Source organism: Mesorhizobium sp. ANAO-SY3R2 (assembly GCF_042466635.1).
Lineage (GTDB): Bacteria > Pseudomonadota > Alphaproteobacteria > Rhizobiales > Rhizobiaceae > Aminobacter.
Map to the genome: position 1 here is coordinate 2,401,160 of NZ_CP159955.1, position 14,661 is coordinate 2,415,820.

Consider the following 14,661-nt stretch of genomic DNA (forward strand, 5'->3'; position numbering starts at 1 on the left):
GTTCTTTGCCGGGACAGCCACACGGCCGCCGCATGCGCAGACATGGAGTGTGTTTGGCCGCGGCTCCCGGGAAAGAAAAGACAGCCGCCGGAGATTGGGACGATATCCGCGAAGATTGGGATGCAACGCGACCTGAGGCGTCAGGGCGTGGCGCGCAGCTTGTCGAGCCAGCCCTGCATCCTGTTGACGTCGCTCGTGCCGAGATCGCTCTTCAACCGGATACCCGCCTCGGCATTGCGGATCGCCTCGCTCGGCCGGATGCCGAAATGCTGCTGGAAGGCGCGGGAGAATGCATTCTCGCTGGCAAAGCCGGTGGCGTAAGCGAGCTTGGCGACGGCTCCTCGCGAGGAGCCGACGGATGTCAGCTTCAGGTAGGCGAGCTTGAGCCGGCGCTCGCGAATATAGTCGGCAATGCCGCCGACCGGTTCGAACAGGCGATAAAGGGCCGAGCGGGAAAGCGCAAAGTGGCGTGTGATCATGTCGGCCGAGAGCGACGGATTGGTCAGATTCCGCTCGATGAATATCTGGATGGTCTGGAGGTTGACGTCCATCAACGCCTCGCGCTCGGCGGCAACCGCCGCCGAAAGGCCGCTCGACACGATGGCTGAGGCGACCTCCGCCGCCAGCTTACCGTCGGGGCCAGCAAGCCTGGGCGCAATCTTGGCCATGCTCAGCATATGCTCGCCAAGCAGGACGCCGAGAGTGGAGGAGCCGTCCACCCGCGCACCGTGCAGGCCGTCGATCACGCGGGGCGTGAGCCGGATCATGGATCGCGGCAGGATCAGGCTGACGATGTCCATGTCGGTGGCCTGGCTCTGCATGGGCCGGCTGAGGTCGAAGCAGACAATGTCACCCGCCGCGCCCTTAGCCACGCCACCGTCGGCATTGTAGGCGCACTCACCCTTCACATAGAGCTGGATCAGCAGATGATCGACGCCGGTGGCCGCCACCCGCTCCCGGGAGCGAACGAAACGCTGCGCGCTGGCCGAGGACCTACCGATCAGGAAATGGCCGAGATTGTAACTGACTAGGTCCGCCCGGAATTCGTCCAGGCCATCCCCCGACGGCGTCGCGTCAAACAGGCTGGCGACGGCCATGCGCCACTGTTCGTAGTTGTCCTGGCGGCTCAGTTGCGAGGAATGAATGGTCTGCTGCTCGATAGTCTCCGTAGCCAAATCGCGCCTCCCCCAAATCGCGCTTCGGCATCCCAGCAGGGCAAAACTTTCGCGGGTTCCGCGGCGCCGGCCGCAGAATTAAACCACGTTTCCGACAATGAGGAGCGCCCAGGCAATCTTGCAGGCGATGTGCAGCGCCTGATCCGAATGGATCGAAGTGATGCCACGGTTTTTCAGGCTGTCAATGCCAAAATGCATAATGGTTTCAAACACTCCGATGACGACGGAACCGGTCGCCAGCCCTGCGAGGCCGCCATGGATCACCGAATGGGCGGCCAGAAGGTGATACCAGGGCACCCCAGGGACGGGCGTGCACCAGTTCTTGCCGCGAGCCATGAAATCGTTCTGGAACGGATAGTCGCCAAGCGCATGGCCGAAGACCAGCAGCGCGAACAGCGTGACGAATTCGCCGGCCATCATGCGTTGCCGTCCCGGCCGCTCGAAAGCCGCGCCAGGAGATGCTCGAAACGTGCACCGGCGAGCGAAATCGTGTCGAGGATGCCCTCGTCCAGTTCATCCTCCATGACGGTGCCTGCCTTGAGGCCGCCGCGCGCATTCATGCGCTGCGTCGTGCTGCGCAGGCGGTCGGCCAAAAAGATCGCGAGCGCCTTGTAGAAGCGGCCGCAGAAGCCGGGATTTTCGGCAAGCCGCGCCTGGAGGTCGCGCTTGTCGACGGCTAGGATCAGCGCCCCCTCAGCCGCCTCGACCGTCGCCGAAGGCGGGGCGGAATCGACGAGCGACATCTCACCCACCACCTCGCCACGCCCTAGCCGCGCGACCTCGCCAACACCGGAAACGACCACGGCTACCTCGCCCGCCAGCACGAAGAACAGTTCGCCGACCGACATGCCCTCGCGGATGAGCACGGTCCCCGCCGCCGCCTGGAACCGGCGCCCCCTACGAGCCATCCACTCGATGTCTTCATCGTCCAACTGGCCGAGAATATAGAGTACTTTGCGCATCAACCCTCTTTCTCAAGTAACTGGCGCCGGGCAAGCGCGTGGAAGGCACCTTGCGCTTCCATCAGTTGTTCGTAGGTGCCGCTTTCCACCAGCCGGCCCTTGTCCATCACGAAAATGCGGTCGACGTTCATGATGGTGCTGAGACGGTGGGCGATGACGATGCGGGTGACGGAAAGCCGCGCCAGCGTATCCGTCACCACACGCTGGGTGCGGTTGTCGAGCGCGCTCGTCGCCTCGTCGAGCAGGAGGATGTTGGGTTCGCCGACGAGCGCACGCGCCAGAAGGATCCGCTGGCGCTGGCCGCCCGACAGCGCGCTGCCGCCATCGTTGAGCACGGTATGCATGCCCATGGGCATGGCCTCGATGTCAGGTGCGAGCGCAACGAGGCGCGCCGCCGCCCAGGCGGCCTCCATCCCGTGGCCGGAGGCGCCCGCGATGTTGTGATAGACCGAGCCGGGGCTGATGCGCCCGTTTTGCAGAACCACGCCGATTTCCGCGCGGAGTGCCGCTGTGTCCAACCGGTCGGCGGGCTTGCAGTCGAAGAAGACGGCGCCCTCCTCCGGCGTATCGAAGCCAAGCAGAAGCCGCATGATGGTCGACTTTCCGCTGCCGGATTCGCCAACGATGGCGACATATTCGCCGGGCCGGATCGTGAAGTTGACGTCCCGGAGCACGAGCGGGCCGTCCTTGCCATAGCGGAAATGCACGCGGTTGAAGGCGATCTCGCCCGACAGCCGGCCCGGTGCCTCACGCTTGCTGCCGACTTCCGGCTCGGCTTCGAGAAGCGGCAGGGTTCGTGCTACCAGCGGCCCGATGCTGAGGAGTTCGGAACTCGCCGTCACTGCCGCGACGAAGGCCGAAGACGCCTGGCCGAAGGCGGCGGCAAAGGCGACGAACATGCCGGCCGACATGGAGCCGGCATCGTCGGGCGCGCCGGTTCCGGTAACCAGCGCCGAGAGGGCTGCCTGCGTCGTCTCGTATTTGAAGACAAGGAGAAGGCAACCGAAGATGAAGAGCAGCGACAGCGACGGCAGCACAGCAACGGCGACCGTCTGCCAGCCGCTGTAAAAGCGCGCGCGCTCGAAGGCGCGGCGTTCCGGCATCGAGCGCCAGGCCCACTCGGCGAAGGCACGCATCTCCGCCGCAGCGGCACGCAGCTTCGGCAGGCCGACCAAAACCTGCAGCAGGAAGCCTTCGACCTGGCCATTGAAGCGGACCCGCTCGCGCTCATGGCGCAACTGCCTGCGCGAGATCCAGCCGGAAACGAGCATCATGACCGCGAAGGGGATGACGGCAAGGAGAGCAAGCCGCCAGTTGATGAACAGCATCGTCACCATGCTGGTCACCGCGCCGACGAGGCCGAAGAGCCCGCTGAGGGTCGAGGCCGTCAGGATTTGCCGCACCTCCTGAAGCCCAAGCGCGCGCTGCCCAAGATCGCCCACGGAGAAGCGCTGGAAGAAGCGGACCGGCAGGCTCAGGAGCCGCAGCATGATGGCCGCCTGCAGCTTGGCATCAAGTGCTGCCTCCATGCGGGCGACGCTCATGGCGCGCGTCAGTTCGAAGAGCGACTGGCCGAGCGCCGCTGCGATCAGGAGCAGTGCCAGCTGCACGAGGCCGGCGCGGTCGTTCATCGGCACGACGGAATCGAACAGGATGCCGGTAGCGATGGGCAGCGACGCCATCGTAGCTGCTGCGAGCAGCGCGGTCAGCGCTATGCGCCGCGCATCCCGCCCGAGGCCGCGCGACGCAAAGCGCATCAGATCGCTCATGCCGAGGCTGCGGTTTTCCAGCATGGGATAGACCTGGAGCGCGCCGAGCCTGATCGAGGCGGCCAAGGTCGCGTCGACCTTGCGGTCGATCGATGCGCCGACGGCACGGAACCGGCCATTGCCGGTAGGAAGCAGAGCGAGCGGCTCGCCGTCCGTCGTTTGCGCCAGCATCGGCATGCCGTCGCGTTTCCACCAGCCCTCCGCCAGCACGATGGGGCGATGGTCGAGCAAAAGGTCGGCGAGGATCGGTTCGAAGGCCTTCGCCTCCGCGGCCCGGCGACGCGCAGCGTCAGGCAGGCTGTCGGGCTGCTGCCCGAAGGCTTCCAGCACGCTTTCGACGGCATGCAGCCACGGGTTCTGCGATACACGGCGGACTTGGCGCGTCGTGGCGAGCGCGCCTAGCGCATCCGAGAAACGGCGCGCGGAGGCCTGGTCACGGCCATGTTCGCGGCGTTCGCCGGCCAAGCGATCCGCAGCGAAAGAGCGGGCGGCCCATTCGATCGTCGCGTGGGCGAGCTGCTCTAACCCCTCGCCGACTTCCGCGGCCGAAGGCACGGGCACGGGACGCAGCGCAGCCTCGGATGTCGCCATCAGCATGGCTGGTGCCGCGAGGGGAAAGAGTGTTCCTGCCGAAAGGGAAACGCCGTTCCAGGACAACCCCGGCGTCTCGGCCAACACATAGGCAATTTCACCGCCGGCCGAGGAGCAGGTCTCGCCTTCCGAAAGCGAAAGCCTCTGCCCTTCCACCAGATGGTTCGGCCATTGCTGCGCTTCGGCGACGGCCGCGTTGATGCCACGGATCCACTCGCCGCAGGCCGTGCGGGCATCGTCGATGCCAATGCGCTGGAAGCGCGAGCCGAGTCCGCCGATGGCCATGAGCAGGCCCACCGCGACTGGTCCGGTGGAAATGATCACAGCCCCCTGCTCCGCCCGGAAGAGGTGGCGACGCGCATCGCTTTGGCAATCGAGCACGAAGATGTCGGCATAGCCCTGGACGAGGCGGTAGGCGCCCAACCCGGTATCGAGCGGCAGCGGACGGTTGCCGCCGCCCTCGATGAGGCCGCCAATGGGCGCGCCATGGGAGACTGCGTGCTGCTGCATCACAGGCTCCCCCGGACGAGGGAGGCGTATTCGCCCTGCATCGCCATCAGCGTGTCGTGGTCCCCGCGCTCGACGATGCGGCCCTGGTCGAGCACGATGATCTCCTCACAGTCGCGGATCGTGCTCAGGCGATGCGCGATGATCAGACAGCCGCAGCCGCGACGGCGCAAATTGTCGTCGATCTGCTTTTCGGTCACCGGGTCGAGCGCCGCCGTCGCCTCGTCGAGCACGATCAATGAAGGATTGGCGCTCAGCACTCGCGCCAGTTCCAGTCGCTGGCGCTGGCCGCCGGAGAAGTTCAGACCGCCCTCGGCCACATGGGCGTCGAGCTGACCGGCGCGCATCAGGACATCGTCGAGGATGGCCGCATCGGAAAGTGCCGCGACCAACTGCGCCTGCGGAATCGAATTGTCCCAGAGCGTGAGATTGTCGCGAACGGAGCCCTCGAACAAGAATATCTCCTGATCGACATAGCCGATGACATTGGAGCGGCGCGCCTGGGTGAGCGTCTGCCCGTTCACCCCGCCAATGCGGATATCACCGGACCAGGGCGTCTGGAGCCCGGCGATAAGGCGCCCGATCGTCGTCTTGCCGCTGCCCGAGCCACCCACAAGGGCAACGCGCGCGCCCGGCTTCAGATTGAGCGTGAAATCCTCGATCAGCGGCAGATCGAGCGGCGAATAGCCGAAGCTGATCCGGTCGAGTTCGACACGGCTCGAGGCCGGCACTGCGGCCTCATCGCCGGCGGCAACGGGCCTGGCGCGGGTGACGTCGGCGATCTTCACGAGATCGGCACGGATCGACTGGATCTGGCCGGCAAGTCCGATGAGATCGAGCACGGGAGCGTTGAAGCTCTGCGCCAATCCCTGGAAGGCAACAAGCGCGCCGAGCGACAGTTGCCCCTGCATGACGCTGATCGCGCCCAACACGAGGACGAGCACCGCCGTCAGCGCCTGTATGGCCGCAGGAATGGCGTTGACCAGGGTCTGGGTCAGCGTCAGGTCCGCGCGCGTGCCGAGGACGCGGCTGTGCTGGCCTGCCCAGTGTCGATAGGCCTGGCCTTCCATGTTCGACGCCTTCAGCGTCTCGATGGCCCGGATCGGCCCCAGCGTCGCTGCGAGGAGATTGCCAAGGTCGTGCGAGAGCTTGATGCTCTGCGAGCGCTGCACCTTGCCGCCATGATAGACCACGAAGCCATACAGTACCTGCGTCGCCAGGATGCAGGATGCCAGCAAGGGGCTGATCAGCCACAGGATCACCGCATAGGCGACGAGACTCGTCAGGTTGAAGACGGTGGAGGCGAGCCGCCCCGAGAGGAGATCGGCGATGCGCTCATTGGCGTTCAGCCGGCTTGCCATTTCGCCGGGATGGCGCTGGGCGTAGAACTCCGCCGGCAGGCGCAAGAGGTGCCAAAGCAGCTTGCTGGCCGGCACCACCACCTGCTTCATCTCCAGCCGCCGCAGCCCCGCCTGCTGCAACGCCGTCGCCGCCCCGCGCAATAGCAGTACGGCAAGCATGGCTACGGCAAAGGCGAGGAACCAGTCATGCTGCCGGCCGATGAGAATGTTGTCGATGAAAACGCGGGTGAAGACGGGCACGGCGATGCCCGGCACGACCAGCGCCAGCGAGGCGACAAGGACGTAGACGAGCCCGTTGCGAGAGCCCTTCAGCCGCTCCAGCATCATCGGCAAGGCGAGCGCCGGCGCGCCGGCGCGTTCGAAGGTTTCGGATGGCTCGAAGGCAAGCACGACGCCAGTGAAGGCATCGGACAGTTCCCGTTTCGTGATCGTCCGGCGGCCGGTGGCGGGATCGTTGATGAAGACCCGGTTGCCCCGGATGCCTTCCAGCACGACGAAATGATTGAAGTTCCAGTGCAGCACTGCCGGCCAGGGCACATCGGCAAGCTTGTCGGCCTCCTTGCGAAAGCCCTTGGCGGTGAGGCCATAGTGGCGCGCGGCCTTGAGCAGATTGCTCGCCTTGGTCCCGTCGCGCGAGACGCCGCAGGCGATGCGCATTTCCTCCAGAGTCACCCAACGGCCGTAATGCGCAAGGACGATCGAGAGGCTCGCCGCCCCGCATTCCACGGCCTCGATCTGCAGTATCTCAGGCGTCGCACGCGGCCGGAAACGCGCGGCGGCGAAGCCGGAGCGGATGTTTGCAGTCACGGCGGTCACGCGCCCAGCGCCTTGCGCGCAAGCGGCAGAAGGAAGGAGACCGGCGTGCGGCTGTCGATGGTAACCTTGGCGGTGCCCGTCGTGCCGGCACTGAGCGCGGCCGAAGCGCCCGTTCCGCCCGACCAGCGGTAGCCGCTCGCCGTCGTTTCGTCTCGCTCCAGTTCAACCACAACAGCAAAGGGCGCGCCCTCCTTGGCAAATCGCGTGACGAGTACGTCGTTCTGCAAGACGGCCTGCATGCCTTCCGGCGTTGCCGGAAATTCGGACACAGACAGAACGCGTCCGACGAGCGTCCCCCACTGCTCCTTTTCGAGCCCGCCGAGTTCGACATTGACGGACATGCCCGCCTTGATGCGCTTGCCCTGGGCAGGCGGCACGTAGAGCATGAATTGCAGACTGCCCTCGCCGGCCGCCACGCTGGCGATACGTGTACCGGCGGGCGCGAAGGCACCGAAGGGCGCCTTCCACTCGACGAGCGTGCCATCGGCAGGACTCGTGACCTTGCCAAAGAGCGACAGTTGCAGGTCCAGTTGCTTGACCTCGGCATCGGCGGCGAGAACCCTCTGGTTCTGGTCGAAAAATCGGCGCTGGTCTTCCGATTGCGCCGCGAACTGCTCCGCCGCAATCGCCAGCAACCCCGTCCGTGCCGTCGCGATGTCGAACGTGGCGCTGGCCAACTGCTCGCGCGCCTGCTGCACGGCACTCGCCGTAGTGACGCCGCCGGCTGCCAGCTTTTCCTGATTGCCGACAAGCTTCTCATAGGCGGCGCGGCGCTGCTCGGCAGCGCTCATCTGCACTTCAAGCGAGGCCTTGCGCGCCTCGGCATTCGCCTGCCGGGCCTCGGCGACCGCCTTCTGCTCGCCTCGCAACGCTTCGAGCGCGCCTCTTTCAGCCTCGGCCTGGGCCTTCGCCACCTCCAGCTTTGCTACGGCGTCCGGCTGGCCGATCTCTGCCAGCACGTCGCCCTTGCGCACCTTGCCGCCGATCGGCTGGCCGGCGGGGATGAGCGTGCCGGGTGCCATGGAGATCGCGTCCACCATCTGGCCGCCTCCGGAAAAGAGGATGCCCTGTCCCTCAATGCGCGTCGGAATAGCCGCGGTGAATGCCCATGCGATCGCAGTGGCAAGCAGGATCAGCAGGCCAAGAAGCGCGGCCCAGTTGCCGGAGCCGGTGATGACGATGGCCTCGTCGAGCTGCTCCGGCGACGACAGTCGGTCCAGCGCTTCCTGGCGATAGAGGTTCGATTTCTGGTTGCTCATCAGCCCGCCATTCCTCAGCTATTTCGAGCGCGCGACATAGACGCCGTCCCACGGCCCTTCCGGCGGGTCGGAGATCAGGGTGGCCAGGCGTTCGGCATAAAGGTCGTAGAGCCCCGCAAGCTCTGTCGTTTCGTGGGGGCGAAGTGCTGCAAGCGCCTCGACCGCAGCGCTGAAAGCGCCCGTGCGATAGAGGTCGAGGAACGCCTGATGTTGCCGCGCGAGACTGCGAAACGCCTCGCCTTCGGCAACAGCCTCGTCACCGAGCAACGCATAAAGCCGGACGGGCGCCGAACGGCCCTTCACCCGAACGAAATCCGCCTCGAGGAAGGCCAAGCCCTCCACCGCCTGCCGCGTGAACTCACTTACGGCAATCGTCACGCCATAAAACTTCGTCAGGCTTTCGATGCGCGAGGCGAGGTTGACGCTGTCGCCGAGGGCCGAATAGCTGAAGCGCTGGGCCGAGCCGAGATTGCCGACACAGGCCTCGCCGCTGTTGAGCCCGATGCCGATGCGGATCGGCACCTGGCGACCTTCGTTCAGCCGCTCGACGGCGCGCGCCATGTCGAGCGCGGCGCGGCAGGCCTTTTCCTCGTGATGCTCGATATCGAGCGGCGCGTTCCAGAAGGCCATGATCGCATCGCCGATATATTTGTCGATCGTCGCCTCCCGCGTGAGCAGAACGTCGGTCAGCGGCGTCAGCACATCGTTGATGAGGCCGGTAAGCGCCTGCGGGTCCATGCCCTCCGAAAGCGTGGTGAAGCCGCGGATATCGGAAAACAGCACGGTCAGGTGCCGGGTCTCGCCGCCAAGCTGCAGGGCATTCGGCTCCTCGGCGAGCCGTTCCACTAGCGCCGGCGCCAGATATCGGCCGAAGGCGTTCTTGACGAATTGCTTTTCGCGGTTTTCCAGGGCGAGCCGGAGCGGGATCAGCACCAGGAAAACGGCAAGCAGCGTCATGACCGCGCCGACCGGATCGATGAGATAGTGCGCGCGGGAAAAGGCCAGCCACGAGACGGCAAGGCAAAGGCAGACGAGGACCGCAAAGACCATCGTGCTCGTCAGGGCGGAGCGGCGGCTTGCAACAAGGATCAGGATTGCGCCGGCTGCGAATGTCGCAAGCAGGGTCGCCCCCCTCGCCCAATCCGGCTCTTGCAGGAATACTCCGGCGACAATCTGGTCGATGATCTCGGCATGCACATTGACGCCGGGCGTCGCCGCCGAGATGGGTGTGGCCACGATATCGCGCAAGCCGACCGCACTCGTGCCGACGAGGACGATCCGGCCTTCGAGCGCGCCCACATCGCCTCTGCCCATGAGCAGATCTGCGGCGCTGACGACCGGCATGTTGGCGAGACCTGAGTAATAGACCCGAACGCGACCGTCCGCTCCTGTGGGAACCGTCAGTTCCCCCACCCGCATGGCGCTCATTCCCGGCCGCCCGCCGCCCCCTTCGCCGCTGGCATCGTTGCTGCGGATGACAAAGCCCGACGCGCCAAAAGCCAGGCGAAGCGCCTCGACGCCGAGCGACGGATAGAGCCTGTCCGCCGAGACTGCGACGAGCGGCATGGTGCGGATGACATGGTCGCGGCTCGTGGCGAAGGAGAAGAAGCCCGCCCCCGGTGCTGCCTCGTGCAAGATGTCGAGATTGCGCACTGCACCGGCAAAATGCGGCAAGTAGGCGCGCGGATCGCCGCCGCCGAAGGCGAAACCCGCCTTGGCCTCGGGTGGGGCATCGTCGCTTTCATCGGTGAGCGCGAGGCCCACGGCGGCATTGGCGCGTGACAGGGAACCGGCCAACGCCCGGTCGCTGTCGAGCGAGGAGGCATCGGCCGGCAGTGCGATGCTCGCACCCCGCTTGCGGAGCTCCTCGGCAGCCCTGCCGAGCGACAGCCGGTCGGGCTCGGAAAACACGATGTCGAAGCCGATGGCGGCAACGCCCGCCTCGTTCAGCCGGTCGACCATGCCGGCGATGACATCCCTCGACCAGGGCCATTGGCCAAGTTCCGCAATCGACTTCTCGTCGATGTCGACGACGGCCACCGGCGGTTCGGTGGCAGGGCGCGGCTGAATACGCTGGTAGGCGTCGAATAGGGGATTGGTCAGGACCGCCGTCGCGTCCGGAAAGCTTCGCCAGAGCCCAAGGCACAGGAATAGCGTCAGCACGCCCGCCAGGGTCGTCACCGACGGGCGTGGGAGCCTGCTCTCACCCAATCCTTTTGGCGTGCCCCTCATCTGCCCCAGGTCATCTTGCTGCCGGCCATCAATTGCGGTTTCCGCCGAAGATGCCGGACGCCGACCAGGCACTATCGGTCGTCGAGAACGACCCAAGAATGCCCTTCGCCGCCTGCCCGCCGCCATTGGAGAAGGAACCGGTTATGTCGGTCGCGCCATTGGTGCCGGTGAAGGTGGAGGAGCCGGCAAAGGAGACGTCGCTGCCGAAATTGCGGCCGTCGAAATTGCTGATGGAGACGTTGCCGGTCCGGGCACCGAAATTCATCGTCGCGTTCATCGTACCCGTGGCAATGTACTGCGCGCCGCCGTTCAGCACGGTCCCTACTGCGTTGCCGCTGTAAGTCGCCGTGCCGCCCACCGGCATGTCGATATTCGCGGTCACGTCACCGATTACCCAATTGCCCATATGGCCGGAGGTCGTATAGCCGTCGCCGGCATCCGCGTTGCCCCACCAGCCCCAACTGAGATAGGAGCAGGCGCACAGTTCCGAGGATGTGCCGCCGTTGAAGATCTTCACCGGCGCGACCTTGGAATTCACCACATAGGAGCGGTTATTCTTGCCGGACGCAGCGAAGTTGTCGTCGTCCAGATAGACAGCACCGCCATAGCTGTCTGCGAAGCCGATCTCGTTGTGCGGAAGCGGCCAGCCACCGAACTGGGCAAACTGCTCGAATTGCGCGCGGAACGTCGCGTTGGCGGCATCGAACTGCATTTCCACCGTGCCGGCCCGCGCAGACGTCGTTCCATTCACGGACAGCGCGATGGACGAAAAACCGTTCAGCGTCCGGCCGCCGTAGCTCCGTGCCACGCTCGTGTCGTTCGATGCGAGATTGCCCACATGGCCCGTCGAGAAATCGACTTGATCGGAGCCGGGATAATTCGCCTCGTCGCGAAAGGAGGAATAGGGATTCTCGGGATCGTTGGTCAGCACCACATATTGACCGCCGGGACCGAAGATCGACGAGCCTCCATTGCCGCCAGCCACGCTGACCACCTTGCCCTTGTGGGCTGTGGTTCCATCCGATGCATCAAGCCGGTCGCTGCCGCCCCGATCACCATTGAAACCGTAGGATACATCATCCTCAAGCAGCGAAATGGCGCCGGTCATCACACCGATCGCGCTCTTCTGGCCAGAGCCGGTTCCATCGATGACGATCCACGCCTGCAAGCCTCTCGCCGCGACATCGGGGTCGCTGCCACCGGGCGTTCCGGCCACCAGGAAATCGCTCGAAACGGCACCCGTGAGATCGACGCCGGCAAACCGCGGCGCATAGGTGAAGGGAATGACGCCGCCAAGGTTTCCGAACAAGGGGTTCGTGGCATCGGCGCCGAGAGCGTAGTGACGCGTTCCGGATGCCGCAAAGGCACCGGGAACGTCGGCCGTCGGCCGGCCCGCGATGGCATAGAGCGGATTGGTGCCGTCCGTCAGCATATAGGCGCGGAAACCGTCGAGGCCGACATAGGCCTTGCCGGAATAGGTTGAGCCGCCGAAAGCGTAGCCGGAAATCGCATGAGCCGTGAAGGCGCTGTCGGCATAGACCGGCAGCGCCAGGCTGCCGCCGCCGTCGAGGCTCACGGTTCCATCCTGCCCCGGACGGCCGGTCAGCGTGCCCTTGCGATCCGTCTCGGGCGAACCGCCGACAATGCCATTGCCGCCATCGTCGGCGACAGGGCGCGCTGTCAGGATGCGCACCTTGGCGGTGGTGCCGCCCTGGCCGAGCGCACCTTGGACGATCGCCGCTCTTGTGTCTGAGGCAACCGCCTGCTGCGGCGTTTCACCGGGACGCGGTTCGGGAACAGGAATGTTCGCCGGCAGGCCTGTCCCGGAATTGTGCTGAGCGACGCCGCTGCCACGGACCTGATTGTCCTGCGGCTGCCTGGCGACACCCCCGTTGGCGCCGTCGCGGCCGGCGAGCTGGCCCTGCATCGCCGCCAGGAAGGCGGGCGGCGTTCTTGTCACTGACCGCCTGTCGCCATCGACGATCACCGAATAGCCGGCCCGGAAAAGCCGGTTCGACGCGCCGTTCGCGGTCAGTGTGACCTCCCTGCCGAAGATCAGGGAAACGTGGGGCGGATTGCCGGCCTGGCCGCCTTTCTTGTCCTTGCGCGAACGTGCCTTGCCCAGCCGCTGGCCGATCGCGCCCAGATCGATGTCGACCACGGCGCCGCGGATGCCGGCGGTGCCGATCGGCGTATTGATGGTGGCCCCGCCCTCCGTCTTCGACGTGCGCCCGCCGACGAAGCGCATGAATCCCTTCGACAGGCTCGCCGAGACCTTGGCTGTTCCTGCAGCGGGATCGTAGACGAAGCTGTCGATCGTCAGGCTGGAATTCGGACCGACCGTGAAGGCCGTGCCGTCGGCAAGGAGGATCTGGACGAGACCGCCATCATCGGTGTCGATCACCTGGTTATGGATGACCTCGTCGCCGATGGCGATGGTCTTCAGGCCCCGTCCCGGAATTCGGGTCTGGGCATCCTGGTTGACCGCTGTGGCAACGCCCACCCGGGTCACCTCAGCCACGGAAGGGTTGGGCGCCGCGATGAAGGTGGCCAGACCGGTTGCGGCAAGAAGCGCTGACTTCAATCGTCCCATCTCAGAAAACCTTCGTCAGGCTGATGCCGAGGGTGGCATTGTCGAACATGCCGGTGTCGTAGTTGGACCAGGACTTCTGGTAGCCGGTCTGCAACAGGGCGGCCCAATCGTCCGTCAGCGGAATGGTCTGGGTCAGGCCGACGGTCCATTTCGTCGTTTGCTGCTCCGCTGAACTGACCATGGGATCGGCCGCATCGTAATTGCGGCGCTGGATCTGGTTGGTGATCGACAGGCTCCAGGGAGCCGGCAGGCGCGCTAGCGGCGATTCGTACAGGATCGTGAGGCCGGCCATCCCACCCACCTGCCAGAAGGTATTTCGCGCGGTCTCGGCCTCGAAGCGGTCGACGGTGCCGGCAAGGTCGAGGGTCAGGCGGTCCGAGAGGCGGTAGGAGGAAACGAGCTGCCCCTGGAACCGATCGCCGCTGTTATCGCTCAGCGTCGGGTTGGCGTCGGAATCGTAGAAGCGCTCGTGGCGATACTCTCCGCGAAGGCCATAGAACCAATCCAGGGTCGGGCGCACACCGAGGAACACCCCGGCCCCGAGCCCCGAAGTCAGCGGATCGCCCGCCAGGATGCCTCCGCCCGCAATGCCGTAGAGGTCGAGCGTATAGCCCTCGAGGCCGAACCGGTTCAGATCGAAGGACGGGCCGGCCGCCAGTTCCGCATAGGCGAGGTTCAACTCGTCGTGCTTCAGATAGCCCTCGCCATAGGTCCGCAGGTTGACCTTGAATTCGGCGCCCTGGGCCTCCAGGTCGAACACGCCCTGAAAGTCACCCGAAATGAACCCGTTGAGATCGGGCGCCTTGCGCGCATCCTCGGAAAGCACGAAGTCGAGGCCGTTCAGGTTGACGATGGCCGATGCCGGACCGCCGTTGGCGTTGGACTGATAGCGCAGACCGATTCCGAACGAGCCGGAAAAGGACGAGGCATCGTTCTGGCTGGCAATCGCCGCCTGGTATTCGGAAACCTTGTTGCGCACCTCCTCCGGCACATCGCCATTGGAAACCGCGGCATCGAAATAGATGCCGGCCGTGCCATAGGCGCCGAGGCGGAAATAGAGCACGCCCAGTTCGAGTTGCAGCCGCGGAAGGCCGGGCGCGAAGATCAGCATGCGCTCAAGCGTGGCGATGGCCCCTTCGAGATCGCCGACCTGCGAGGAGAGCGCCGCATATTCGAAGGCGGCATCGAGATTACCGGGGTCGTCCAGCATCACCTGGAACAAGGCTGCCCGCCGGGCCTCGATCGGCTCGACGTCACCTGCGGCGGCGCGCGGGGGACGGTTGAAATCGCGCGGAGCGGCCCAGGTCGCAGACGCGCTGGCGAATGAAAGGATCGCGCAGGCGGCCACACCGCAGGCCCACCCGGAAAGCGTTTTGCCAACAGTCATATTTCGCGC

General features: G+C 65.5%; 9 protein-coding genes. All 9 read right to left on the reverse strand.

Annotated elements, in window-relative coordinates:
* Positions 1-140: 140 nt before the first annotated feature.
* On the reverse strand, positions 141-1,175 hold the full coding sequence (locus ABSY17_RS16670) for a helix-turn-helix domain-containing protein (protein WP_378943103.1): 1,035 nt from the start codon (positions 1,173-1,175) through the stop codon (positions 141-143).
* A 78-nt stretch (positions 1,176-1,253) separates the two neighbouring features.
* Positions 1,254-1,595, reverse strand: coding sequence for a DUF3307 domain-containing protein (locus ABSY17_RS16675; RefSeq protein ID WP_378943105.1), 342 nt, complete (start codon positions 1,593-1,595; stop codon positions 1,254-1,256).
* Positions 1,592-2,137 (reverse strand): cyclic nucleotide-binding domain-containing protein, encoded by a 546-nt coding sequence (locus ABSY17_RS16680; RefSeq protein ID WP_378943107.1) that lies wholly within the window; start codon positions 2,135-2,137, stop codon positions 1,592-1,594. The genes ABSY17_RS16675 and ABSY17_RS16680 overlap by 4 nt, the downstream gene beginning before the upstream one ends.
* Positions 2,137-5,007 carry an NHLP bacteriocin export ABC transporter permease/ATPase subunit gene (locus ABSY17_RS16685; RefSeq protein WP_378943109.1) on the reverse strand — a complete coding sequence of 957 codons (2,871 nt, stop codon included), beginning with the start codon at positions 5,005-5,007 and terminating at the stop codon, positions 2,137-2,139. The genes ABSY17_RS16680 and ABSY17_RS16685 overlap by 1 nt, the downstream gene beginning before the upstream one ends.
* The gene (locus tag ABSY17_RS16690) at positions 5,007-7,181 is read right to left on the reverse strand and encodes an NHLP family bacteriocin export ABC transporter peptidase/permease/ATPase subunit (protein WP_378943112.1); all 2,175 of its coding nucleotides are present in this window, start codon (positions 7,179-7,181) and stop codon (positions 5,007-5,009) included. The genes ABSY17_RS16685 and ABSY17_RS16690 overlap by 1 nt, the downstream gene beginning before the upstream one ends.
* Positions 7,178-8,440 (reverse strand): NHLP bacteriocin system secretion protein, encoded by a 1,263-nt coding sequence (locus tag ABSY17_RS16695; protein ID WP_378943114.1) that lies wholly within the window; start codon positions 8,438-8,440, stop codon positions 7,178-7,180. The genes ABSY17_RS16690 and ABSY17_RS16695 overlap by 4 nt, the downstream gene beginning before the upstream one ends.
* Positions 8,441-8,458: 18 nt before the next feature.
* Entirely contained in the window at positions 8,459-10,621 is a 2,163-nt protein-coding gene (locus tag ABSY17_RS16700) for a CHASE2 domain-containing protein (RefSeq protein WP_378943117.1), read from the reverse strand.
* Positions 10,622-10,700: 79 nt separating this feature from the next.
* Entirely contained in the window at positions 10,701-13,256 is a 2,556-nt protein-coding gene (locus ABSY17_RS16705; protein WP_378943119.1) for a FecR domain-containing protein, read from the reverse strand.
* Between the two features lie 10 nt (positions 13,257-13,266).
* Positions 13,267-14,652 (reverse strand): tetratricopeptide repeat protein, encoded by a 1,386-nt coding sequence (locus tag ABSY17_RS16710; RefSeq protein WP_378943122.1) that lies wholly within the window; start codon positions 14,650-14,652, stop codon positions 13,267-13,269.
* Positions 14,653-14,661: the final 9 nt, after the last annotated feature.

What these genes read in the sequence shown, in the direction of transcription:
- ABSY17_RS16675 (WP_378943105.1), bottom strand. Translation starts at nt 1,595, where the DNA reads ATGATGGCCGGCGAATTCGTCACGCTGTTCGCGCTGCTGGTCTTCGGC.
- ABSY17_RS16680 (WP_378943107.1), bottom strand. Translation starts at nt 2,137, where the DNA reads ATGCGCAAAGTACTCTATATTCTCGGCCAGTTGGACGATGAAGACATC.
- ABSY17_RS16695 (WP_378943114.1), bottom strand. Translation starts at nt 8,440, where the DNA reads ATGAGCAACCAGAAATCGAACCTCTATCGCCAGGAAGCGCTGGACCGA.
- ABSY17_RS16685 (WP_378943109.1), bottom strand. Translation starts at nt 5,007, where the DNA reads ATGCAGCAGCACGCAGTCTCCCATGGCGCGCCCATTGGCGGCCTCATC.
- ABSY17_RS16710 (WP_378943122.1), bottom strand. Translation starts at nt 14,652, where the DNA reads ATGACTGTTGGCAAAACGCTTTCCGGGTGGGCCTGCGGTGTGGCCGCC.